The sequence below is a fragment of the Kovacikia sp. CALU 1929 genome, assembly GCF_056784235.1.
Genome location: NZ_JBXBCF010000061.1, coordinates 14064 through 39124 on the forward strand (window position 1 = coordinate 14064; position 25061 = coordinate 39124).

Below are 25061 nucleotides of genomic sequence, written 5' to 3' on the forward strand. Positions count from 1 at the left end.
GAATCTCTCTGTCGCCTCTTTGACTCCAACGTTCAGGAGGCTCAGAGTCGCTCCCCGATCTCTCCCCGTTCCCTTTTTGTGATAAAACTTATGCTGCTGTCTCTCCAGTATCTCCAGCGATCGCTCACCCAGAGTGTGCCCAGGTTTGCATGCCTCAGTCGTGTTTTGCTGTTGGGAGTCAGCGCAGGCATGTTCGCCCATGGGACTCCTACTCTGGCGGCTGAACGAGTCATCCTCACGTATGGTCCTTTGCAGGAACAATTCTCGATTCAGGATATGCAAACCTTTGCAGAAACAGGAGAATTGAGTCGTCTACGCCAGTTTCAGCTCAGAGTAGCCGGAGCCGACCCAGAGGTTCTGCGCGGATTCCTGAATCAAAAACTACAAGTCGATTTGTTGTTTCTGGATAGGACATTGAACTCTCTTCCAGGGGAGTTTCTGCTGTATCAGATAGGACAGGTTGTGCATAATCGCCAGCGGGTTGCTCCGATTCAATCGTTAAGATCCGCCCTTGTTCTATCAGCCAGGGAAGATAATTACATTTCTCTACTGGAATTCCTGCAAAACTACCCCCTCCCGGAAGTATACCTGGATGGTAAAAAATTAGCGGAAATTGGTCAAAGGGTCGGGAATACCCGCGCACGGGTTGAGCGCTATCTGGAAACGATGGCAGCAGTGGTTCAACAAGTTTTGAGTGAACCCCTCTGTTCCTGTGAATCTGATGTAGGAGCGATTGATGATACCAGTAACCTCAGTAAGTAACGGATGATGAACGGTCTGCATCCCTGGCTTTCAACCGTTCTTCCTCTCCAGCGGTATGAGGGGTTGGGAAAAGTAAGCGGGAATGTCTAAAATTGCTTATTCCTGGTAGCAATAAGGGATTCAAAGGCGTTCTATGAAACAGGGACAGGCATTGCAACTTAGGCATAAAGGATTCTGGGCGATCAGTCTGACGCTGTTTATGGTTGCCTACAATGTCAGCGTTTTGCCTGCCATCATGCCCAGAATTGTGCTTGACCTGAATACAAGCGTTGGCTACATCCAGAGCATCCTGATTGTGTTTTCTCTGGTGACTGCTTCCTTTGCTCCGACAACGGAGAATCTGTGCCGCTTTTATGGTCGAACCCGCGTATTTCGTAGTGGTTTAATCCTGTATGGGATTGGAATCGCGCTCACTTCGCTGAGTCCGACAATTGGGTGGTTCGCCCTTAGTTTTTCGCTATTCACAGGGATAGCGGCAACCCCCCTGATCAGCACTCCCTGGGCGATCGCCGATTTGATCTATGACGAAGACTCGACCGAACTAGCCACGCTGGCGCTCATTTTGGCTTCAGTTCTGGGTGGTCTGGTGGGCGTACTGCTGGGGGGCTTTCTTGCCTCCAGGCTTGATTGGCGGTGGGCATTTGCGCCTTCACTCAGTATTCTGATTTTGGTGATGTTGTTCCGGCGATCGCTGCCAAATTTGAACATTCGCTCCGAGCAACCAATCGACTGGGTTGGGGGGTTGCTTTCTTTTTTGGGGCTGACCTCTATTTTTATGGGCATCAGTCTAGCAGGGGAATTTGGCTGGTGGGTACCGAGGCGCGTGGTTTCCATTGCGGGTCTGGTGATTCCACCCTTTGCCATTTCGATCGTGCCTACTCTAGTTGCCGTCGGCGTGATTGTTTTAGGATTCTTTGGCCTATGGCAACGACGGCAAGCAGACCGATCTGGGGCTTCCTTACTGCGCGTCGGACTTTTGCGAGAGCGAGAATTTGTATTAGGGATTCTCGCCGCAATGGTCCATACCCTGATTACAACAGGCGTGCAATTTAACCTGTACCAATTCATCCCCGTTGCCCTATCCCTGAACCCATTTCAAACCGCACTGACCGTCATCCCCTATAACCTGACAATGCCAATCGTGCTGGTCGCCGTGGTTAAGTATCAGGTTTTGAGCGATCGCATCGCTCCCAAGTACATTGTGTGTAGCGGGATTTTTTTGCTGGCTATGGGCATTGGCATCCTTTACAACAGCATCCATTTGCAAGTGACATCCCTGGAACTGATGCCAGGGTTGATCATCATGGGCATGGGTTCAGGCTTGTTTGTGTCTTTTATTAGTGCCCTTGCGTTCTCCGCCGCCTCAGCCGACAATAAGCCCCAATGTCCTGGAATTTATAATCCGATTCAGAATTTGGGCAGTTCCTTGGGCAGAGGAATTCTTGGTACTGCACTGGTGTTTTTTGCCTCTCAAGGCATTGTCGATGGCATTTTACAAAAGCTTGGCAAAACGTTGTTACCAGCTCAGCGGATTGAGGTGATAGGTCAATTACAAGAGATGCTGCAAACATTTGCTAGGGAAGATATCCAAAAGGTTTTTGCAGACAATCTACCCCCATCCGTTTATCCATTGATGCGATCGATTAGTTTGGATGCCGCAATCTCAGGAATCAAGATCTCTCTACTAATTGGATTGGTTTTTACAGGAATTTGTTTTCTACTTGCCATCAACTTACCCAAGTATCCTTCCTGTCGCCGTGCTTGATTGGCAGGGTTGCATACCGAATAATATTAGATTTTCATTGCCAAGTCGCGTATATAGCAATGCTGTTTGGATTGTGAGAAAGGATTCCGTAGCAATCCTTTCTCACAAAGCCTCTCATTCTCACAAATAATTTAAGGCTGCTATATGACTTTCATATAAGTGTTGACTATAATCTACCGGAATCAGTCTTCCAAAGGTCTGTTAATAATCTACTTTCGTTTGAAAAAATGAGGCATTCTATGATTTCTAAGCGTTTACTGTTTAGCTCGTTTTTTGTATTACTGGGTGTCAGTGTTCCATTCCATACTCATTCAACGGTCAAAGCTGCTGAAACATGTGTATCCTTCAGAGCGCTTGGCAGTTCAGGCTACGAAGTTAGAAAAACCGTTTCCTCATCGGGTGTGACTCCGGGTGTCAGGAATAATTGGGATACAGATTTTATCGTGCCAGGTGGCACAAACTTCACTCGCTATATTACAACCATTACTTCAGAAGTACCCGCAAACTACAACATCATTATCAATTTCCGGCACAGTGACAAAACCTCTGAACAGGTTTTTAGACGGGATGGCGCTGCATTGGTAGGTGGGCTTCCTTTTCAGATTGTAATTGACCCTCCAGCTTCTTCTCGTCAACCATTTCAAATCAATACCAATATCAGTGGCAGACAAGGATCTACATACCGGGTGAGCGTTTCAGGTTGTAGTAAACAATAAACTTGAGAGCGCTGCTGACTCAAACTATGAATTGATGGCGGATGAAAGAACTGAAAGCTTATTTGGCATTCTAGTAGAGCAACCGAAAAGTTCTGCAACGTAGGTTGGGTTGAGCGCTAGCGAAACCCAACACTTTCAATAGGTCGGTGTTGCAAAATTAATTATTCACTGCACTAGAAAATCAGACCGCCATTCAGTAACGCCAACTTACAGCGATTTTCTTTTGGTTAAGCCACACGATTCCCTACTCCCCGTCTTTGCTGTAGTCTACGCATCTGAAAACTGCTGTAAGTGCAAGCTCATCTTGAACTGGTATAAGGAGCTGAAAACACTCCAAAATTAAGCTTTCAACTTTATTTACCCTTAATTGAAAATCACCACCCGTCAACCCTGACATCTTTTTTAAATGAGTGGATTGATTGATTGCAGATATTGTTTGACTAATTATTTGACCTATCACACAGGATATTTACGATGAAATCATTAAATCTTTTTTATCCTTACAAAGGATTCGGGACGGCTATGGCATGAAGCAGTTTAATTTGGTTCTTGTTTTACTACCGTTGCTTTTGGTGTCAAGCTGCGTAACCAGAACTGTACGGGAAAAACGAGCTGAACTGTGTGCCAATTTGGCAACGCTGAACAGTGCGATTGCTGTTTTCAGAAGAATCAGCAGCAACTCCACCGTCGATGCTTTGAAGCAGGCAGAAGATCGGGTGAGTACCGCCTTCAGGAACGTTAGAGCATCAGCAAGGGATGTGGAAGAAGTAAAAATCGAAGATTTAGAGAAAGCCTATGATGCTTTGGATAAAGCCGTAGACGATCTGCCTGATCAATCTCCTAATCCTCAGTCAGTAGCCTCAATTTCTGAGAAGGTAGCGGCTATGGAATCGGCGTTGACTCGAATGGAGTCAGGTTTAAGATGCCCATAACCCCATAGTGTTGACGATCTAGCCAATACTATGGGGTTGGGGAAGTGGAGCTGACGGGAGTCGAACCCGTGTCCGCCCTGGGTATTAGTACACCGTTCATTCACAGGTTTAGCTGATCTGACCCTCACAGCGGGAACTGTCCCTTATCCCGGACAGTGGGATGCTCTGGTAAAGTCTTAACCAGTAACCGACCAGAGGCGGTTAACTAGGGCATCCGTTGGGGGTTGGTCCATCATCCTTAACGGAGTCAAATGACGGACGCTCGAACCAATTAGAGGTTGTTAGGCAACTGCAACAGCAGACTGCTTACGAGCAAAAGGTACGATGTTGTTCGCATGTACGTTGTTTGAGCCATTGATTTACGAGAGTTAGCCCGCTCTCGACCTGCATCACAGGGTATCGTTCGCCAAAACGTCGAAACCGGTACAGCCCCATGTGTTTTTCCATTATAGCGCTTAACAATAACTGCAATTGTTGGAAAAATCTGGAATTGAGGTATGAAGATTGCCTTCCAGTTGATAATTGTGGTTCCGCTTACAATTAAACTGACCGCTGACCAATGACGACTGACTCTTCACCCTACCCTACAAAACCATCAAAGGCGACCACCACTCATCCCTCCTCAAAAACTAGAAACTAAAAACTAAAAACTCCTGCCCCTACCCCCTTACCACCGATTCCAGCGATAACTATGACATCAGACGCTTTTGCTAACCCCACCTCTACCGTTGCCTACGATGTTGAGCAAGCGGTTTTACAGCGCTATGGAGCTGGGGCACGTCAACCTGAAGCAGCCCTCTGTTGTCCCACAGATGGGTATGAGGCAGACTATCTTGAAAATCTGCCCCAGGAGATTATTGAAAAAGACTATGGCTGTGGAGACCCCACTCGCTATGTTTCCGAGGGCGAGACGGTCGTTGATCTTGGTTCGGGTGCTGGAAAAAACTGTTATATCCTGGCGCAAAAAGTCGGCAGGAATGGGCGTGTCATTGGAGTAGATTTTAACCAGGAGATGTTGGCACTGTCCCGCAAGTACCTGGATGAGATGGCGGAGAAATTGGGCTACCGCAATGTGCAGTTTGTTAAAGGGAAGATTCAAGATTTGGCACTTAATCTAGAACTTGCCCAGGCATGGTTGGATCAGCATCCGATTACTGTGGTGGATCAGGTGACAGCCTTTGAAGCCGAGTGCGATCACCTGCGGCAAGAACAGCCCCAGATCCCCAGTGACAGCGTAGATGTAGTGATTTCTAACTGTGTTCTGAATCTGGTTCGTCCCCAGGACAAGCCGCCGCTTTTCCAGGAAATTTACCGGGTGCTGAAGCGGGGAGGACGGGCAGTGATTTCAGATATCGTCTGTGATGAAGCGCCAACCCCTGCGATATTGAACGATCCCGACCTATGGAGTGGCTGCATTGCTGGGGCATTTCGAGAAGATGACTTTCTGCAAATGTTTGAGCAGGCTGGGTTTTATGGAATAGAAATTCTGGCACGGCAGGAGGAACCCTGGCAGGTGATTGACGGAATTGAGTTTCGCTCATTGACCGTGCGTGCCTTTAAGGGCAAGGAGGGGCCCTGCTGGGAACGGAATCAGGCAGTGGTGTACAAGGGTCCCTGGAAGGCAGTGCAGGATGATGATGGACATACCCTGTATCGCGGACAGCGTATGGCGGTTTGTGAGAAGACGTTCAAAATTTACACGGATCCCAAGGGTCCCTACCACCAGGAAATGATTCCCATCAGCCCCTACGAAGAAATTTCGTTAGAGTCAGCCGCTGTATTTGACTGCTCCCGTGACCAGGTTCGCCATCCCCGTGAAACTAAAGGGGCAGAGTACCAGGTGACCCAAACGGATACGGGCAGTGCTTGTTGCAGTCCCAGCAGTAGCAGCAGTAGTAGTAGCAGTAGTAGTAGCAGTAGTCATTGTTAAACCAGCGCATCGGTCTTCTCCTACCCTATGGCTATCTCTGATCGCCTCATCCTGTTTGCCCGCTATCCTGTACCAGGAGCCACGAAAACCCGCCTCATTCCAGCCCTGGGAGCGGAGGGGGCAGCAGAACTTTACCGCCACATGGCGGAGCATACCCTGGCTCAGGCAAGGAAGTTCCAATCCGCTAATGCAGTCAGGCTAGAAGTGTGGTTTGTGGGTGGCGATTTTGCCCAAATGCAGTCCTGGTTGGGAAAGGATCTGAGTTATCAGGAGCAGGCAACAGGGGGTTTGGGCGATCGCCTGATCCAGGCTACCCAGGCTGCTTTCGATGCGGGCAGCACCCGGGTCGTCATCATTGGCACAGACTGCCCGGATCTGGACTCGATCCTGCTGCAAAAGGCATTTGATCAACTTCGGCAGCAGGATCTGGTGTTGGGTGCGGCAATGGATGGAGGTTACTACTTAGTGGGTTTACGCCAGTTCATCCCAGAAATTTTTCAAGGAATCGCCTGGAGTACCGCTCAGGTTTTACAACAAACGGTGGAAATTGCAGAACGCCTGGGACTGGCGATCGCTTACCTGCCCCTGCTTTCGGATGTAGACTACCCGAAAGATTTAGCAATTTGGGAGCGGGTTAACGGTCGGGGCAAGGAAGGTGGGCAACCAACGTGACAAACATTTCGATTGTGATTCCAGTTTTGAATGAAGCAAACAATTTAGGGCAGACTGTGAGCCATATCCAGGTCACAGATGGGATTGAAATCATTGTGGTAGACGGGGGCAGTCGAGATCCTACGGTTGAAATTGCCCGTTCCCTGGGAGTCAAGCTGCTCCAGGGAAATCCGGGTCGTGCCCATCAAATGAACCTGGGCGCAAAGGCGGCAGGTGGAGATGCCCTTCTGTTTCTGCATGGGGATACGCGACTCCCCAACAGCTTTCAGCAACTGGTTGGGCAAACCCTGGCTCAACCAGGCGTGGTGGCAGGGGCGTTTGAGTTACAAATCGACGGTCAGGGGTGGGGATTGCGACTGGTGGAATGGGGGGTGAACTGGAGATCGCGCCTGTTTCAACTACCCTACGGCGACCAGGCAATTTTCGTCCAAGCCTCCGTATTTCGTGCCATCGGTGGCTTTGCCGACCTGCCGATTATGGAAGATTTTGAACTGGTCCGGCGGCTAAGGCGGCTAGGCAAGATTGCGATCGCCCCTGTCGCGGTCTGTACCTCTGGTCGCCGCTGGCAGCAGTTGGGCATCCTAAAAACAACCCTGGTGAATCAACTGGTGCTGCTTGCCTATTTTTTGCGCGTGCCGCCAGAGGCAATCGCCCGATGGTATCGTCGTGGTTAAATTTGCATTCAAGAATGGGAATCCAAAATGACCAGCTACCAGTTTCCCGAAGGATTTATATGGGGCGCTGCCACTGCCTCCTACCAGATTGAAGGGGCAGCCTCTGAAGCTGGACGCAAGCCCAGTGTATGGGATACCTTTAGCGCTAAACCCGGACGAACTCACGACGGGAAAACGGGAGCGATCGCCTGTGACCACTACCATCTCTATGAGACGGATGTGAAGTGGATGGCAGAACTGGGTATCCAGCACTACCGCTTTAGTATTGCCTGGTCACGCATCATTCCCGATGGGCGCGGTACCGTCAACGAAGCGGGAGTCGATTTTTACCGACGATTGGTAGACTGCCTGCGGGATCACGGCATTACCCCCCATGCCACCCTGTTTCACTGGGACAGTCCCCAGGCATTAGAAGACCGCTACGGATCCTGGCGCAGTCGAGAAATGGCGGCGGACTATGGGGATTATGTGACAGCGGTGGTCAGTCGGTTAGGCGATCGCATCACTGATTGGATGACGCTCAACGAAATTTTTTGCTTTACCCACATGGGCTATGCCGTTAAAGCCACCCCACCCCATGCTCCTGGTACTAGCGTTCGCTCCCCTAAGGAAGTCTGGCAAACTTCCCACCATGCAGCACTGGCTCATGGGCTGGGCTGTCAGGCAATCCGCGCCGCTTCTCCCGGTGCCTGTACCGTTTCCCTGGTCGATAACTTTGCCGTCACGGTTCCAATCAGCGAATCTCCAGAAAATATTGCTGCCGCCCAAAAAGCCTTCCACACCTGCGGCAGTAATGGTGGCATTATCTTTCCCATACTGACCGGGGCATACAGTCCAGCGTTGCTAGAACAGTTGGGAGCGGAGGCTCCCGATATTCGGGAGGGCGACCTGGAAACCATTCACCAACCCCTCGACTGGTTGGGGCTGAATATCTACAGTGGCACTTATGTCCGTGCAGCGAACAACCGCCAGGGATATGAGCTTCTCGACTTCCGCGAAAACTATCCCCGTCTGCATATGCCCTGGCTCTGGATATTACCCGAAGCCCTCTACTGGGCAGCCCGCCATGTTAGCGAAACCTTAGGCAAGTCTGAACTGCCTCTGATAGTGACCGAAAACGGTTGTGCGGCTCCCGATACGGTAAATGACCAGGGAGAAGTGATTGATCTGGAGCGCATTCTTTATCTACGCCAGTACTTGAAAGCTGTCCATCGGGCAGTAGATGAGGGCTATCCAGTAAGGGGATATTTTCTCTGGAGCCTACTCGACAATTTTGAATGGGCGTGGGGCTACGATCGCCGATTCGGCATCCTTTACACGGACTACAAAACTCAACAGCGCATTCCCAAAGCCAGCTTCCGCTGGTATCAGGAGTGCATCCGGCAAAATCGAGCCGTTTAGGGGAAACTGAGAGTTAAAAGTTTTGAGTTGAGGGTTGAGAGAAAAAGGGAAGGGTAGGTAGTAGAAGGTAGAGGTTAGATTGGACCTCTACCCACCTAAATCTCTATTGACCTACTATCTTCCATCCTCTTCTCCCTCACCCTTCTATAGCAGTAGCCATGAGGCTTAGAACCAATTAGAAAGCGAAATTCCTTATCTGTCGCTTTTTTCCCCTAACATCTGACACCTGACACCTGCTACCACTTGTTCTACTTCCGCAGTAAGCCATCTTCCAGATAAACTACCCGGTCTGCCACATCAATCAAGCGCGGGTCATGGGTCACAATCAGAACGGTGCGGTTTGACTCTTTTGACAGGTGGCGCAACAGTTCTATCACCGCATGACCATTGTGGGAATCAAGCGAGGCAGTGGGTTCGTCCGCCATGATCAGTTGAGGATCACCTGCCAGAGCACGGGCGATCGCCACCCGTTGCTTTTGCCCACCCGAAAGTTCTCGGGGCAACTGATTCGCCTTTTCTACCAGCCTTACCTGCTCCAATAGCTCCAGTGCCTGCCGTCGCGCAGCCGCGCCTTTGAGACCTTTCACTTTCAGCGCGACTTCTACATTCTCAGCAGCCGTGAGAGCGGAGAAAAGATTAAATCCTTGAAAGATAAAGCCAATGTTATCTAAACGAAACTTAGACAGGCGATCGCGCGACATGCTGGTAATTTCCTGCCCCAGCAGCCGAACGATACCAGCCGTTGGAGTCAAAATCCCAGCCAGAATGGATAACAACGTGGTCTTCCCTGACCCAGAGGGTCCCATCAAAACCTGGATGTCTCCTCGCTGAATCTCCAGGTCAATCCCATGCAGCACAGGAGAAAGCTCTAAACCAGAGCGGAAAACCATCTCAATCCCCTTTGCTACGATTGCAGGAGAGTCTGCTGGGCTGGCAGCAATTAGGGGAGAAATTTCTTGACCTGGCTCTTTCACACTGTCTACTAATCTAGTTTTGGAAGCAGTCATTTGCTTTTTAGATACATATGTAAGAGGTAAGTGGTGAGAAGAGAACAAGAGTGGAGTGAACGGGCACCAATTCTTTTATACATAAGATGAGATTTTCCAGGTAAGGCGTTAATCCCTTGCTCTGTAAAGACTCTTATGGAATTGGCATGGAGACATAAGTAACGACAGGAAAGTCAAGGTGGATTCATAAAGAATAAAGCCTAATCCGGAAGCTAAAAGTACAGAAGGCTTAATTTTTAGTGGCTTTTAAACATTGTAAAGAAAATTTGTTCGTAAACCTCCCCCATTCAGATGGAATTAAAAAGCTGTTGAAAACCTTTTTGGATGTCAGTCTGGGCTTTGCGCTCCAGGCTTCTCAGATAGGGGTTTGGAGGGTAAACTCCTCATCCAGTTGATTGAGATCGGTGAGGTCAGGCTTTGAACACGATCGCCGGATCAATATGGGTCACTTTTTGAATGGCAAACAGGGCAGATCCCACACACATAATCACAGTAATCCCAAATACTCCAAAGGCAGTAGCGGGTGTAATTAAGATCATGATTCCCCGGGTTGCCACCGTCCATGCACCTAAGCCAAAGCAAAGCACAATACTGGGGAGATAACCAAGCATTGCCATCCACAATGCCTGTTCCGTAATAACTCGGTAGATCACCCAATCAGAAGCACCCATTGCTTTCAGGGTGCCAAATTCTTTGAGGTGATCCGACACAGAGGAATAAAGGATTTGACTGACGACCACCACCCCTACAACAAAGCCAACGGCTGCACCTAATCCCAGGATAAACCCAACCCCAGTCCGCTCTCGCCAATAAGCACGGGTCAGACTAGCCAGTTCCTCGGTGGTGTGGGCGCGAGTGCCGGGTAAAGCCTGTTCCAAATTTTTTCGTAGTTCCTGGATATCTTGACCAGGAGCCGCTTTGATCAGGATATAAGTGATGGGATCTGACAGGTTGAGCTTCCGGGGTGGTTTCACATCAAACGTTTGAGAGCCAGATTTGGGAACAGATTCAAACTCATTCAGGCAGCGGAGGTCACCCGCCTCAACTTTGCAGTTTACCCTGGCAGACAGTCCTCCAAACAAGTAAGCATTGGCAGACTCTAGTGAAGCAAACACGTAGGGACTGGATGCCATTGATTGAGTGCCCCGGCTCAATCCAGTCATGGTTGCAGGTAACGAGGAAATTTCTCCTGTTTCCCCAATCCTGTCAATCCCCAGTACGCCAATGTTGGAGCGGTCAGTAATCAAGGTATAGGGCTGTTTGAGGCTGCTGACCTGACCCTCAATCATCCTCATTTGACCAAACAACTTGCCATCCGGGTTAAAGCCAAAGATCCGGACGTTATCAATGCGTCCATTGGGAGAACGCCATCGAGTTCCCTGGATGGATAATGCCTCAGCTTGTTCAACCCCCTTAACTCCTGGTTTTCCCTGGCTTCCACGAACCGTAAGCAGTTGCTCAACCGACAGAGAGGAGGTGAGTTCAAAAAACTCCATCGACTTATCAGCCACCCAAAGGTCGGCACTCGACTGCTCAATCAGACGAACCGTGGAATGGCTAAACCCATCCAGAATTCCCTTCTGAATCGTAATCAGGCTGACAGCAAACATAATGCCTGCCTGGGCGACCAGAAAACGGGGAATATCCTCAAATAAATTTTTACGGGCGATCGAAGCCATAGATCAAACAATCAGGGACACAACACTCCTTACATCTTAGAGATTTTCCCACCTGCATTCACTTGGGGGAAGAAGTTAGAGGGAAAGTTGAGAGTGGGGAGTGGGGAGTTGAGAGTTGAGAGTTGAGAAGTGGGGAATGGAGAGTTTTCTCTCACCTCCTCGCTCTTCTGCTCCTCTGCCCCTCCCCCCTCTAACAACTAACAACCCCTCACCTTACTGCCAGACTGGGAGAACCCGTCACATAGCTGGGGAGAGACTGGCGCAGGCGATCGCCATAGAGTGCCAGGGCGTTTCCACTCAGAAGCAGACTGAGGTGGTTGCGATCGTAGTCTGCAACGGTGACGGCATCTTTGACGCAGCCGCGCAACACCCCATCCCAATGCCCATAGTCACCAGAGAAACAGGCAACCTGCTTGCCCACTTCACCCATGCCGATGGGCAGGTAAGCAGGGCTGGGGTCATCGGATTCAAAGGAAACAAAGATCTGTCCCCGTTCAAAATATTCCATTGGGTCGCGGTGACGAATATGGAAATGTTCGTAGAGGCTAGCATCATCCAGCTTGGTTGGATCTTTGTCTGCGGTCCACAGCAAATCGAACAGGTTTTTTGCCTGACTGATGATATTGGTACTGGCATGGGTTCCCCGCTCCTGGATCATTAGCTTGGTGAATTCCATCAGCGAGGGACGGTAGGGGTTTTTAGGGTCAAAATCGCGGATGCGCTTTTCCCAATGTTCATGCATCGCGTGGGCAAGGTCAGGCAACCAGCCACAGCCCCCTTCTAGAAAGCCAACCCGCAGCGTGGGAAATTCCTCAAACGCGCCGTCAAACACCATTCGAGCCAGGGCGTGCTGTTGCTGGTTCCGCTGCACAAAGATATGGCTGAGCACAAAGGTTTCCATGTGATCGGCAATGCCACTCATCATGAAGCTGCCAGGGCTCCCGTGGATGCCAAGGGCAATATCCAGGTCAACGGCTGCCTGAAGGATGGGGCGAAAGTCAGGGTGACTAATTGCCTTGCAGGTACGAATTTTGGGAAATGCCTCTGGCGCATCAGGATGGGGAATGGGTAGATTGGGCGGAACCGCAACCCCAATCATGCCCAGTTCATTGATGCAGCGGTGCATTTCTTTGACCGCTTCTTCTACATCTTGCAGGGGCAGAACACCAATCCCTTTGAGCCGATTATCGTAACCCCGACAGTCATCCGCAATGTAGTTGTTATAGGCACGACAGAGGGCGATCGCCAAATCTTTGTCCATGATGCTGGGAAAGATCAGGTTTAGGGTGCCGTAAATCACATGCACATCAATACCTTCCTGATCCATATGCTCAATCCGTACCCGGTTGAACATGGCTCCCATACTCGTTTCTGGATGGAGTCCCCGAAACACACCAATGCTTAACCCTCGTGGGCGGGGAAACATTTGTACTAAATCGTTTTCCCCCGTTGCTGGATTATAATCCAGAATTCTTGCCCGCTGATCACCGAGGTCGTCCACAATCAGACCTACCCGGTTGCGATACTCTGGCTCAACGTAGTCGCGCAACACCAGGGGATTTTCGAGCTTATGGGCATCGGCATCAATGACTAGCAGACCGTCGTACATAATTTTTCCTTAAAGTGATGGGATGGGGGTCAGGATTCAGGGGAAAGTCAAAAAAAGCTAGTGCAGAGGTAATATATTACGTCTGCACAGAATCAGAACCTTTTGTGCGGATAACTCTATTCCCTGATCTCGGTTTCGGATTTGTGACTGAAGTAGTTTAATACCTGACGCAAACCAAACCAGTGGTCAAGCGACCAGGAGAGAGATGCCAGGATGGTAATGCCACCGGGGTATTTGATGAAGGCAGGTTCGTTTTTCTCAAATAAGATGTGACCACCGATCGCAAAAATCTGGGTCAAAACCAGACAAATGAGCGTGATCCGCCAGTCAAAAAACAGGAAAACGGCAGCGGCGATCGCTAAAACGTTAGTCAAATGGTGCAAAGCCTGATTGATCGGATTCTGGTGAGCCGCAACAAAATAGGCTTTTGCTTCCTGGAAATAGCTCAAAGCTTCTCCTTGTGGTTATAACCTGAAACATTTTTCTGGAACAATACCACAGGAAGCAGGAAGAGAGAGGGAGTGATCGTTTTTTTTTGGGATTCGCGGATAAGGAGAGGGACGGTATCCGGGGACAGGAGTTTACCACCACCGCAGTTGCCAATAATTCTGCTCTGGCTGGCTCAACTCTTGCTCTGTCAGCCATTCAACCGACTGGTAGGTTTTGAAGACATGATCCCACCAGTCCACCCCTAGACCAAAGTTGTGATGCCACATGTTGTACTTATGGTGAACATAGTGGACTGGCATTTTCATCCAAAAACACCGGGTTGGGTTATCGTGTTGAAGCTGATGGGCATAGGAGGAAAAGGCGGCATAACCTACTCCACCCAAGGTCCAGCCAATGCCTGCTTCCAGGGAAACCAGAAACATAGGTAGCATGATGATGATGGTCCCTTTCAGGTAATCAAGGAACTCCCACAGAACCCCCTGACCTTCATTCCGACGGTGGTGGTCACGGTGGCGTTGCCCGAAACGAGGCGAGACATGCATCCACCGATGCACCCAATACTCTACTAGACTCGCCAGAACAAAGGCGATCGCAAAAAAACTAACTCCCACAGCCAACTTCGTTAACACAAGCTCCTCCCCATTTTTTACACACCTGCACTGAGAACATTAGCGGATGGTTTCAGATTTTGTCACCCTTTTTTAGTGACTCTCGGCACTTTGTCCCCTTCCCCGTAGCTCATCCCCGCTCTCCCCTCATCCCCTCCCCCCTATTCCCTTCCTTTGGCTTTTGTAATGAAAAGTTAAGTGTTATGATTCACACCAAGTTAAGAATCGGATTGATGTCATTAATAACTACACTGCTTATGCCACCTGCGGATTAGACCTGAAATAGCATTTTTGCATCCAGTAGAGGTACCTGGATAGCCGTAGAATCGTTGAGTTAAACAGATGAGATGTACCTCACCCAGAAAGGAAACGCTATATAGGGGCAACAAAGATCGGAGTCAGAGCGTCCATAGTTTCTTACGACAGGATGAGTTGTTTGTCAGTCCAGATAGCAAATGTTTCAGATAGGCAAATATACTGGTGAGCGTGTGGCTGGCTATCTAAGCAAATAAGGTGAGAGGAGTTAACTGTGCAAGTTGTTAAGGAGTACGTCCAGCGCTGGTACGAGAGTGGACTCGATCCAGACGAGTATATCTGTCATCGCAAGCAAGGCAATATTGTAGAAATTGAAGAAGCTACCACGGGCAAGCGCCAGACTGTTGTGACCTTCTGTACCAATGACGTGTTGGGACTGACTCAGGAGGAATCGGTTAAGCAGGCAGCAATCAACTCTATCATGCAGTACGGAACGTCTAACAGTTCCTGCTCTGTATTAAGTGGTCGGATTGAGCTGCACCGGCAGCTTGAGGACGAGATTTCTGCTTTTAAGCATTTGCCCCATACCCAGCTTTTTATCAACGCTTGGATGGCAATGCAGGCGCTAATGGATGCTTTTTGTCATCTGGCAATTCCGGTGCCGGAATTTCAACATACCCGTGAAGCGCTGATTTTGACCGATGTCCTGAACCACGGTTGTATTGTTTCAGCCGTGACTAATGCCGGAACTCGCTCTGGCAAGCTATTTGGTCACAGTCCCCGGGTGCGGGTGCGGGCTTACCGTCATTGCGATCCAGAGGATCTTGCCCGCAAACTGCAACGCTACGTCCGTCCGGATGACCGGATTCTGGTTGTTTCCGATGCTGTTTTCTCCATGGATGGGGATATTGCTCCCCTCCCCGACATGATTGACGTAATGAGCAAGTACGAGGGTAGCGTTCTGGTAATGGACGAAGCCCATGCCAGTGGAGCCATTGGGGCAACAGGACGGGGCATTTATGAGTATTTTGACTTGCTGCCCCAGCATGCGATCGAGCGGGGAGTGATTCCGCTGATTATGACCACCTTCTCAAAGTTTGCTGCTTCAGCGGGGGCTGCCATTAGCACCCATGTGGCAGAGCTAAAGCCCTTATTGAACGTGTCCCCTACCTCAATTGGCACGATTTCTCTGGCTCCTCCGTTGACGGCAGCGGCACTGGAGAGCATTCGCTTGGTACGCCGGTTTCCTGAACGGGTCAAGCGGTTACAGGACAATACCCGTTATTTGCGATCGTGTCTGGCTGCCAATGATTTTTTGACGATCGGCGAAACCAATGTCGTTCCAGTCATTTTACCGCCAGAGCTTAATCCTAAACTCTATGCCAGAGAGCTTTTGGATTATGGCATTTGGGTCTCTCCCATCTGGTTCATTGCCAAGCCTCGAATCCGGATTACAGTCAATGCCCTCCACACTAAAGAGGAAATAGACAGCCTGGTTTCTGCGATGGTTAAGGCACGCGATCTGGCTTATAAGCCAACGATTAGCGCTTGAGGGATGGAAAAGTCCTGATACCCAATTCCAAAGGATTGGCATTGCCCCCTTATTCTTCGATAATCTTGGAAGAGAACTATAGTTTTTTCTTTCCTTAAAACCTGTGGTTGATTTATTTAAATGCTGCTGTCTAAAAGGGTCTCCCCTGCTTTTTACAGCAGCAGTTTTAGGTTCGTGGGCTGTGTCGCTAAATAGCAGCGCAACAGCACAGGATAATGCTGGCTCTCCTTCACCCCCCGCCCCCCAACCTATCCCTTTGGCTGAGAATGCCCAATGGTCACCCGATGAATTTCAGCGGGCAATGGTTACAGGTACAACCATGCCAATGGATGAACCATTGCCATTCACCCGACTAACTCCGATTCCAGAATCTGACAGCCCATCCGTGTCTGAAGACACCGTTGACTCCGCGCCTTCCGCTCCCACGAAGACGAATCTTGATTTAGAGGATCAGAAACCAGGTAATTAAATCAATTTCTGCCAAAGAAAAATTTCACCTCTGAACAGCTACTCCCAACTAAGGGCTGCCCGGATCTGCTCCGCTAATTTCAGAGGTCGGAAGGGTTTGGCAAAAACAGCGGCAATTCCTAGATCGGCGAAGTGATTTTGATCAGTCCCTTGGACTTTGGCAGTTACCAGAATGACTGGGATAAGTTGGGTCTGGGGATTTGCCTTGAGGCGTTGGAGCGTGGCTCGTCCATCCATTTCTGGCATCATCATATCTAGCAGAATCACATCTGGCTGGTGAGTTGCTGCCATCCTTAATCCCTCTTGCCCAGAACTGGCAGTCAACACATTCCACCCAGCACCCATTTCTAATCCAAGCTTGGCGATCGCCCGCACGTCTTCTTCATCATCAACAATCAGGATATTTTTGCTCATCGTCTCTGTGGATACCGCTCGGACTTTAGCGGTGACCTTAGCACCCAATCGGGAAGAACCAGAGAAGATATATGAAATAATTCCTTTGTACGACTGGGTAATTAACAGCAAGCCCAGTGAGTATCGATCCTCTAGTCCCAACGCCAGGACTAAATCCAGGAATTTTTCGGATTACTTTCAGCAGAATTCTTTCTAGAATAACAATGCTAATCAGACTGTAGAAAAGCTTCCACAGGAATTTTTCCTTAGGAAGTCATCTATTCTCATAATCCTCTTTAACCTGATCCAGATTGAGAACTGGAGATTTTTCCAGGAAAAACGATGGGTTTTTAAGTTGGTGAGGTTTTAGGACTACTAAATCACCCACATGGGTCTGGATCCATTCTTCTTGCCGATACATGATTTGCCATTGCAGCTTTTAGGATGGGGAGTGAAGTGATTTCGAGCTTTGGTTAGGGGTGGGTTTACCAATATTGTCCATTCAATTGAGGGTTGCACTGTTCAGCCATACCTACAGTTTGCAGAATCATTAAGTCCGCAAATCCCTAATCGAGTGAAATTAGCGGCAAATTAGCTATAGAGATTAGTCGTATAGATCAATACAAGGCTGCCACGGATGTCTTATGAAAGCCTTGACTCTCAAGGCACTGACTCGGATCAATGCTCTAACATGCCGCCTGGAAACCGTATCACCCTGGGTGGATATGCTCAGGAAATGGGATGAAACTGGAAATCTTCAAAACCCTGCGTGAATATTGCCGGGATGACACGGCTTTTGAGGCGTTGCAGCAAATTTTTGCCAGTTTGGAAACTCAACTTCAGCAGGCTGAGGCGCTACGGCAGCAAGCCCAATTGCTGGATCGAACCAGGGATGAACTGGAAGTACGGGTTAACCAACGAACCGAGGAACTGGCAACCACCAATGCAGCCCTGCAAGCAGAAATTGTGGAGCGGCGACAGGCGGAAGCGGCGATCGCCAAACGAGAGCGTTACTTAACAGCATTAGTTGAGGTGCAGCGCCGGTTGTTATGTGCTGATACTGAACAGGAAATTTACTCAACTATTTTGGAGCCGTTGGGGCAAGTTGGGCGGGCAAGTCGGATTTATGTTTTTACTAACAGCCGGGATGAAACCGGGCGGTTACTCATGAACCAGCGTGCTGAGTGGTGCGCCGAGGGCATTCTTCCCGAAATTGACAATCCTGTACTACAATCCCTGCCCTATGAGAATCACTTCCCCCGGTGGGCAGAAGCCCTTGCTCAAAACAACCCTATTTCTGGCATCGTTACAGACTTTCCAGAACTGGAGCGCCAGGTTTTAGAACCGCAAAATATTTTGTCAATTCTAATTTTGCCGCTCTTGATTCAGGGTGAGTTTTTCGGTTTCATTGGTTTTGACAATTGTACTGAAGCCTGTTCCTGGGAAGCTTCAGAAGTCACCCTCTTGGAGGCTGCTGCAACAGCACTTTCCCTTGCTTTAGAACGTAAACATTCAGCCGAGGCACTACGCCTGAGTGAGTCGCGCTACCGGGCAATTATTGAAGATCAAACGGAAATGATCTGTCGATTTGTCCCGGGTTGTATTCTGACGTTTGTGAATGATGCTTACTGTCGGTATCACCACCGAACCCGTGAGGATCTGATCGGGCATAATTTTCTGACTCTGGTTCCAGAAGAGGAACGGTCAAAAATCCTTCACCAGATCGGTCGGCTGAGTCCTCAGAATCCTGTAGTGGCGTATGAGAATCTGTACCGAAAACCCAATGGAGAGATGTGCTGGATGCAGTGGACCGATCGAATGCTGTTTGATGAGCAGGGTCAGTTTGTTGAATATCAATCAACCGGGCGGGACATCACTGAACACAAACGGGCTGAGATGCAGATTCGGCAGCAGGATGAGCGGGATCGATTGCTGGGGGCGATCGCCCTTAGTATTCACCAGTCCCTTGACCTGAATGAAATCCTAAGCCGCACGGTGGTTGAGGTCAGGCAGTTTTTGCAAACCGACCGGGTTTTGATTTACCGATTTGATGAAGCCTATTCAGGGGTGTTGGTCGCTGATTCCGTTGCAGAGGCATGGGCACTTAAAGACGAAATTAATTCTCACCGGGTCTGGTATCGCGACAGTGAAGCAATTTACGAGCAGGGGCTAACTGCGATCGTCCACGATATCAATCGGGAAGGGCTGCCTGATGAATATCTGTGTTTTATGCAGCAGCTGCGGGTGAAGGCTAAGCTGGTGGTGCCCATTTCCCAGGGAAAGCAAATCTGGGGGGTGCTGGCAGTCCATCAATGCTCTGCTTGCCGCCAGTGGCAATCGTTTGAAGTGGAGTTTTTAGAGCAACTGGCGACCCAGGTCGCGATCGCCATTCAACAGGCACAGCTATTCAGCCAGGTGCAGCAACAGGCACGGCGCGAAGAATTATTGAACCAGATCAGCCATGCTCTTAACTCCAGCCTCGACCCAGAACACATTTTGCAAGAGATTGTGGAACGCACAGGGCACTGTTTTGCGGTTGACCGGGTACTCATCTATACGATTAACGGACAGGTGCAGGTTTGCCATGAATGGCGAGCAAGTGACCATCTGCCTACCCTACTCCACTTCTCGGTGCCTATGACCGAATTCCCCGATTTACTCAACCCTGACGCTGACTTTTACCGATTGGGGATCTTTCATGCCCCTGACTACCGCCAGCATGCATCCACCGCAACCCGTCGCCGGATGGTGGAAGAGATGCATGTTCAGTCACTGCTCTCCGTTCCTATTTTTATCCGAGAACGGTTATTTGGGATGGTGACCCTTCACTCCGTTGTCCAGAGCCGAACTTTTACTAATGACGAAATTCAACTGCTGAAAAGAATTGCGGATCAGGCAGCGATCGCCCTTTATAACGCCCAAAGCTATGAGCGGTTGGAGCAACTAGTCAAAGAGCGCACCTGGGAACTGGAGCAAGAAAAACTGGTTTCAGAAGCTGCAAACCGGGCAAAAAGTGAGTTTCTGGCAACCATGAGCCATGAACTACGGACTCCCCTGAATGCCATTCTGGGGCTATCCCAACTGTTGCAGCGCCAAATTTTTGGCACCCTCAACCCCAAACAGTCGGAATACATTGAGCACATCTACGGTAGTGGGGAACATCTGCTGCTACTGATCAACGATATTTTGGATCTAGCAAAAGTCGAAGCCGGACGAGAGGCAATTGTGCCTGCCATTCTGACTGTCTCTAATCTTTGTAATTACTGCCTCTCATTAGTGCGGGAGCAAGCCTGTGAGCGTAGTTTGCAATTGGGTAGCCGCATCGATCCCGCTGCCAAAACTTGCTTTGCAGACGAAAGGCGGCTGAAGCAAATTCTGCTAAACCTGCTCTCTAACGCGATCAAATTCACCCCAACGGGTAAGGTGTCCTTAATTGTAGAGAAACAGCCTGAGGGCATCACCTTTACCGTCGTGGACACAGGCATTGGCATTCCTGCGGATAAGCTACCACTGCTGTTTCGTCCCTTTTCTCAACTGGACAGTCAACTGAATCGCCAGTATGCCGGAACTGGTTTGGGGTTGGCGCTTTCTCGTAATCTAGCCCGCCTGCATGGGGGGGATATTACGGTTGAGTCTACCGAGGGTGAGGGCAGTCGATTTACCCTTTCGTTACCCGACGCTCCCAATCCATCAGCCTCTTTAGACTTTAGCCTAGCCCATCCAGGTCAGGTCAATTTTATGACCAAACTCACGTCCAAAAGTGGGCGGATTTTTATTGTTGAAGACGATGAGTTGAGTGCCACCCTGTTGCAGGACTATCTGCGGACAACGGGACACCAGGTAGACCATTTGCCCAATGCAATCGATTTCCTAAAGCGGGTTCAAATGTTTCAACCCGACCTGATTTTGTTAGACGTTCAGCTTTCGAGCGATCTCACCGGATTAGATCTGCTAGTTCAACTCCGCAGCGAACCGATGCTGGATGATATTCCCGTGATTATGGTAACGGCGATGGCGATGGCTGGCGATCGCGAAAAATTCATTGCGGCTGGAGCCAATGACTATCTCAGCAAGCCCCTTGATATAGGGCAGTTAGAGCTGATGTTGATGAAATATTTGTGAAAACCATTCCTAATTTTTAGCAAGCCCTGGGGATGAGGAACACCCGCTCAAGGATCTGCCTCTCTGCTGGTTCCGACCGATAGGATGCTCGCTAAGGTACTACTATTTCAGCCAACCATCTACCCCTCCACCTCTGCCCAACCCGATCAGAAGCTATACAACCACAATTGATTTTTACTCAGCAGGAGAGATAAAATGGCTCAGTCTCAAACCCAACAGCTACAGCCGCCTCAACACCAAGAACAGCGACCCGGAATTGAATCTGAAATGTCTCCCAAGCCCCGGTCAGAGGATCGTCAGTATCAGGGAAGTGGCAAGTTAAAGGGAAAAGTCGCCCTGATTACCGGAGGCGACAGCGGTATTGGTCGTGCCGTAGCTCTGATTTATGCGAAGGAAGGAGCAGATGTAGCGATCGCCTACCTGAACGAGCATCAAGATGCAAAGAAAACCAAGGAAGAAGTTGAGCAGGAGGGACAACGCTGCTTATTGATTTCCGGTGACATTGGCGAGGAGTCGGTTTGTCAGCAGGCAGTTCAGGAAACCATTGGCACCTTTGGCAAGCTGGATATTCTGGTGAACAACGCTGCCGAACAGCATCCCCAGGAAAGCATTGAGGACATTACTAAGGAGCAGCTAGAGCGGACATTCCGCACTAATATTTTTTCAATGTTCTACCTGACCAAGGCAGCTCTGCCCCATCTTCAGCAAGGCGCGACGATCATCAACACAACATCGGTGACGGCTTACAAGGGCAATCCCCAACTGCTGGATTATTCAACGACCAAAGGGGCGATCGTTGCCTTTACCCGTTCCCTGTCCCAATCCCTGGTGGAAAAGGGAATTCGGGTGAATGGGGTGGCTCCCGGTCCAATCTGGACACCTCTGATTCCATCTACCTTCTCAGAAGAAAAGGTTGCCAGCTTCGGCAAACAGGTACCGATGCAACGGGCAGGACAACCTGAAGAAGTTGCCCCCAGTTATGTGTTCCTGGCATCGGATGACTCGTCCTATATGTCGGGTCAAATCCTGCATCCCAATGGGGGTGAAGTGGTGAACGGGTAGTATTCAGGGGGCAGGTTTAGACCTCCGAGGTTTTCAAAACCTCGGAGGTCTTGGTTGTCTCGCTACCTGGGATTGGATAGGAGCAGAGCCACTGGGAAATGGTGCAGTACCGCTCCCATGGAAAGTGTCTCCTCACACCGTAAGGACTGAGCCGTAATCGCATTGGTCCAGTTTGCTGGCATTTTAGCTGATAACTGAATCTGCGTATCCTGCCAGATCGGCTCTCCCAGGGGCAACTCTCCGGGCTGTATCAGGGAAGTGAGAAATCGGGGGGCGATCGCGATCGCTACCTGCCCTTCGTACTGGCGGGCAAAGGCAATGACGTGATTCGCAAATTTGCCAGTGACTTCTAGCGGTTGGTAGTCTCCTGTCTGAAACAGGTCTAAATTGGCTTTTCTAGCTTGCAGAATTCGGTGAGTTAAAAACAGTTTGACCCGCCCATCCTCTTTTACAGCCAACATTTCATCAATCAGACCTAAGATATCACTCTTGCTCCGTTCCTGAATCTCATGCAAAAACGCAATGCGGCGTTCATAGTCCACGGGACGACGGTTGTCTGGATCGACCAGGCTTAAGTCCCATAGCTCGTTACCCTGATACAGGTCAGGCACTCCCGGTGAGGCATTTTTCAACAGCACTTGAGCCAGGGAATTGAACATGCCATATTCAGCCACCCGCTGCTGGAACGGACGAAAAGCCTGCAAAAATTCCTCATGGTGCAGAATGCCTTCCACAAATTGGAGATAGCTTTCTTCATAGGTATTGTCAGGACGTAGCCATGCCGTATGTACTTTTGCTTCTCTGACTGCCTTCACGACGTAATCTTTGACCCGCTGCACAAACTCAGGAAACTCTGCTTCGGTAAAAGGAAATGCCCCAATCAAGGTTTGATAGAGGAAATACTCGTCGTTGCGATCGGGGAGTGCCCTTCGTTGGATTTGAGTTTTTTTTGCCTGGTTTAGTTCGCTCCACCCTTGCACCTGCTGCTCCCATGCGGCAGGAATTTCAGACAGGACATTTAGCCGTGCCCGCACATCTTCCCCCCGTTTAGTGTCGTGGGTGGCTGTCGCGTTCATGGCATGGAGCCAGCGATCGCACTTCTTTTGGTTAAAAGCATGGAACTGTTCCGCTGTAATGCCAAAATGACCAGGGTTCCCTCCGACTTCATTTAGGGACAGGAGCCGGTTGAAAATGTACAGCGCGGTATCCTCTAAGCCCTTTGCCATTAAGGGTCCCGTCATTTGCTGAAACTTCATGACAAAGTGCAGCCGTTCCTCCTTTTGTTCCTCCGTCAGGTGCTCTTCATCCTCCCGCAAAAGCAAACATTCAATGTAATGCAACTCATTCAGTAACAGGGGAATATCCCCTTTTGCCTTCTCAACGGTGACTTGAATATAGATCCGGTCTTCCTCACTGACTTCCTGAGAGGCAATGTAAGTGCGATAGACGGGAAACAGCGCCAGTACCTCCACCAGCGCCCGCTTTAAACCATAGGCAGTAAAATCACTCCCTTTTCGAGTCTGACCAGCAATGCGCTTTAGCCGCTGCGCCAGATTATCCACATCCCCCCCCAGGTTTTTCTCAATGATCAGATGCTTCTTTTCGACCACCAGTTCATCAAAGGAAATGCGGGAGCCGGTAAACCGGGTATAGACCTCTTGAATTGCCTGTTCGTTGTCAGTCTGGCAAAACAAACCATTCAGATAATTCAGATACTCATAGCCACTCGTCCCCTGAATTTGCCAGTGGGAAGGTAAGGTTTCATCCAGCTCCAGAATTTTTTCGACGGTGATGTAGGTGTCTCCTACTTTTTCCCGCAGTCGTTCCAGATATTGGGTCGGATCGTAAAGACCATCAATGTGATCTATTCGCAGTCCCGTGATTTTTCCGCGATTAACCGCCTGTTCAATAAACGAGTGAGTTTTGTTGAAGACACGCAGTTCTTCAACTTTGACCGAAATCAGCTCATTGACTGTAAAGAACCGTCGATAGTTAATTTCTTCTGCCCCCACTTTCCAGAAGGAGAGGCGGTAAAACTGCTCAGAGAGGAGACTATCTAACCCGTTAAAGCTCTCAGGGTTTCCCGGTTCGCCGTTAAAGGCAACTACATTGGCATCAAAAAATTCTTGAATTTCCGAGTTCTGGCTATACAGCTCCCATAGCAAGCCTTTGACAAAGGCAATCTGGTCATACCGCTCTCGCCCTTTGGTTTCAGACGGAATGTTTTTGATCAGGTAAAGCACGCCCAGCAATTTGATGAAATCGGGATGTTTGCGCCCCAGCGATCGCGCTAATTGCCCCAGGTGATAGGTAACGAAGAGAGCGTAAGACTCAATTCTGACTGGTAACCGCAAGCTGTAATAGTGAATGCTTAAACCTGTTTCATCATACTTAAGCTGAATTTCGCCATTCTCCAGACATTCCCCATAAAAATTGCCCAATAGGGGAGCTAATACTCGACCTTTAAAACTCTCGTAGGCATGATTCCACTCAATGTCAAAAAAATCGAAGAACTCCGAATCAGCCCCGTTCTCTAGAATGTCTACCAAAAACTGGTTTTCAGAATCATAAGCCATGTGATTCGGCACAATGTCTTGCAACCAACCCATTTGACGTTGCTGAAGCGTTTCAACCAATTGATCAAACTGCTCTGGCGTTCCAACCTCTAGATTAAGCTGGGTCGGATCGACCACATCATAGCCGTGGGTGCTGCCTGCCCTAGCTTTAAAGATCGGGGAGGCATAAATATCCGAAACTCCCAAATCAGCCAGATAGGGAACCAGCTTATGGGCAGCCTCAAATGGGAAACCACCATAAAACTGGAGCCGGTAAGTTGCAGTTGGAATTCTCATGATTGGCAAAGGATACGACTGGTATTCGGAGATGGAATGAGGGGGAAAGGTGCTAGTAGGTGTCAGGTATTAGGTGTTAGGTGTCAGGTGTTAGTCATTAGTCATTGGTCATTAGTCATTGGCAGCCAGCAAACCTCTACTGCTCCTCTTCC

At 49.5% G+C, this 25061-nt stretch carries 19 protein-coding genes and 1 other RNA gene; 12 read left to right on the forward strand and 8 right to left on the reverse strand.

The window, feature by feature from the left end:
- Positions 1-90 precede the first annotated feature (90 nt).
- From AC1S52_RS09545 to AC1S52_RS09560, 4 genes are all read left to right on the forward strand, one after another.
- Positions 91-762 (forward strand): alpha/beta hydrolase, encoded by a 672-nt coding sequence (locus AC1S52_RS09545; RefSeq protein ID WP_482028762.1) that lies wholly within the window; start codon positions 91-93, stop codon positions 760-762.
- A gap of 133 nt (positions 763-895) precedes the next feature.
- Positions 896-2527, forward strand: coding sequence for an MFS transporter (locus tag AC1S52_RS09550; RefSeq protein WP_482028763.1), 1632 nt, complete (start codon positions 896-898; stop codon positions 2525-2527).
- A 239-nt stretch (positions 2528-2766) separates the two neighbouring features.
- Positions 2767-3243 (forward strand): hypothetical protein, encoded by a 477-nt coding sequence (locus AC1S52_RS09555; protein WP_482028764.1) that lies wholly within the window; start codon positions 2767-2769, stop codon positions 3241-3243.
- 527 nt (positions 3244-3770) lie between these two features.
- Positions 3771-4175: a hypothetical protein gene (locus AC1S52_RS09560; RefSeq protein ID WP_482028765.1), complete on the forward strand. Its 405-nt coding sequence runs from the start codon at positions 3771-3773 to the stop codon at positions 4173-4175.
- Positions 4176-4217: 42 nt separating this feature from the next.
- Here the strand turns inward: AC1S52_RS09560 and ssrA are convergent.
- Positions 4218-4608, reverse strand: a transfer-messenger RNA (tmRNA) gene (ssrA, locus tag AC1S52_RS09565).
- Between the two features lie 258 nt (positions 4609-4866).
- Between ssrA and AC1S52_RS09570 the strand changes: the two genes are divergently transcribed.
- Genes AC1S52_RS09570 through AC1S52_RS09585 form a run of 4 tightly spaced genes read left to right on the forward strand, consistent with a single transcriptional unit; the run spans position 4867 to position 8852 of the window.
- Complete coding sequence (locus tag AC1S52_RS09570) at positions 4867-6105, forward strand: methyltransferase domain-containing protein (RefSeq protein WP_482028766.1); 1239 nt, start codon at positions 4867-4869, stop codon at positions 6103-6105.
- A gap of 27 nt (positions 6106-6132) precedes the next feature.
- Positions 6133-6777 (forward strand): TIGR04282 family arsenosugar biosynthesis glycosyltransferase, encoded by a 645-nt coding sequence (locus tag AC1S52_RS09575; RefSeq protein WP_482028767.1) that lies wholly within the window; start codon positions 6133-6135, stop codon positions 6775-6777.
- Positions 6774-7451, forward strand: coding sequence for a TIGR04283 family arsenosugar biosynthesis glycosyltransferase (locus AC1S52_RS09580; RefSeq protein ID WP_482028768.1), 678 nt, complete (start codon positions 6774-6776; stop codon positions 7449-7451). The genes AC1S52_RS09575 and AC1S52_RS09580 overlap by 4 nt, the downstream gene beginning before the upstream one ends.
- Positions 7452-7478: 27 nt before the next feature.
- Complete coding sequence (locus AC1S52_RS09585) at positions 7479-8852, forward strand: GH1 family beta-glucosidase (RefSeq protein ID WP_482028769.1); 1374 nt, start codon at positions 7479-7481, stop codon at positions 8850-8852.
- A gap of 248 nt (positions 8853-9100) precedes the next feature.
- Here AC1S52_RS09585 and AC1S52_RS09590 read toward each other — a convergent pair whose 3' ends face one another.
- The 5 genes from AC1S52_RS09590 to AC1S52_RS09610 all read right to left on the reverse strand — a co-directional run bounded on the left by AC1S52_RS09590 (position 9101) and on the right by AC1S52_RS09610 (position 14226).
- A complete protein-coding gene (locus tag AC1S52_RS09590) occupies positions 9101-9859 on the reverse strand; it encodes an ABC transporter ATP-binding protein (protein WP_482028770.1) in 759 nt (252 codons plus the stop codon).
- A 410-nt stretch (positions 9860-10269) separates the two neighbouring features.
- Positions 10270-11538 (reverse strand): FtsX-like permease family protein, encoded by a 1269-nt coding sequence (locus AC1S52_RS09595; protein ID WP_482028771.1) that lies wholly within the window; start codon positions 11536-11538, stop codon positions 10270-10272.
- A gap of 208 nt (positions 11539-11746) precedes the next feature.
- The gene (locus AC1S52_RS09600; protein WP_482028772.1) at positions 11747-13147 is read right to left on the reverse strand and encodes an amidohydrolase family protein; all 1401 of its coding nucleotides are present in this window, start codon (positions 13145-13147) and stop codon (positions 11747-11749) included.
- A gap of 116 nt (positions 13148-13263) precedes the next feature.
- A complete protein-coding gene (locus AC1S52_RS09605; RefSeq protein ID WP_482028773.1) occupies positions 13264-13596 on the reverse strand; it encodes an Mpo1-like protein in 333 nt (110 codons plus the stop codon).
- 132 nt (positions 13597-13728) lie between these two features.
- A complete protein-coding gene (locus tag AC1S52_RS09610) occupies positions 13729-14226 on the reverse strand; it encodes a sterol desaturase family protein (RefSeq protein ID WP_482028774.1) in 498 nt (165 codons plus the stop codon).
- Between the two features lie 508 nt (positions 14227-14734).
- Between AC1S52_RS09610 and AC1S52_RS09615 the strand changes: the two genes are divergently transcribed.
- Both AC1S52_RS09615 and AC1S52_RS09620 read left to right on the forward strand, forming a co-directional pair.
- A complete protein-coding gene (locus AC1S52_RS09615; RefSeq protein ID WP_482028775.1) occupies positions 14735-16012 on the forward strand; it encodes an aminotransferase class I/II-fold pyridoxal phosphate-dependent enzyme in 1278 nt (425 codons plus the stop codon).
- A gap of 181 nt (positions 16013-16193) precedes the next feature.
- The gene (locus AC1S52_RS09620) at positions 16194-16481 is read left to right on the forward strand and encodes a hypothetical protein (protein WP_482028776.1); all 288 of its coding nucleotides are present in this window, start codon (positions 16194-16196) and stop codon (positions 16479-16481) included.
- A gap of 38 nt (positions 16482-16519) precedes the next feature.
- On the opposite strand, the gene AC1S52_RS09625 is transcribed toward AC1S52_RS09620, so the two are convergent.
- Entirely contained in the window at positions 16520-16894 is a 375-nt protein-coding gene (locus tag AC1S52_RS09625) for a response regulator (protein WP_482028777.1), read from the reverse strand.
- Between the two features lie 720 nt (positions 16895-17614).
- Between AC1S52_RS09625 and AC1S52_RS09630 the strand changes: the two genes are divergently transcribed.
- Positions 17615-20995: a GAF domain-containing protein gene (locus tag AC1S52_RS09630; protein ID WP_482028778.1), complete on the forward strand. Its 3381-nt coding sequence runs from the start codon at positions 17615-17617 to the stop codon at positions 20993-20995.
- A gap of 195 nt (positions 20996-21190) precedes the next feature.
- Positions 21191-22057: an SDR family oxidoreductase gene (locus AC1S52_RS09635; RefSeq protein WP_482028779.1), complete on the forward strand. Its 867-nt coding sequence runs from the start codon at positions 21191-21193 to the stop codon at positions 22055-22057.
- A 62-nt stretch (positions 22058-22119) separates the two neighbouring features.
- Here AC1S52_RS09635 and treY read toward each other — a convergent pair whose 3' ends face one another.
- The gene (gene treY / locus AC1S52_RS09640) at positions 22120-24909 is read right to left on the reverse strand and encodes a malto-oligosyltrehalose synthase (protein WP_482028780.1); all 2790 of its coding nucleotides are present in this window, start codon (positions 24907-24909) and stop codon (positions 22120-22122) included.
- Positions 24910-25061: the final 152 nt, after the last annotated feature.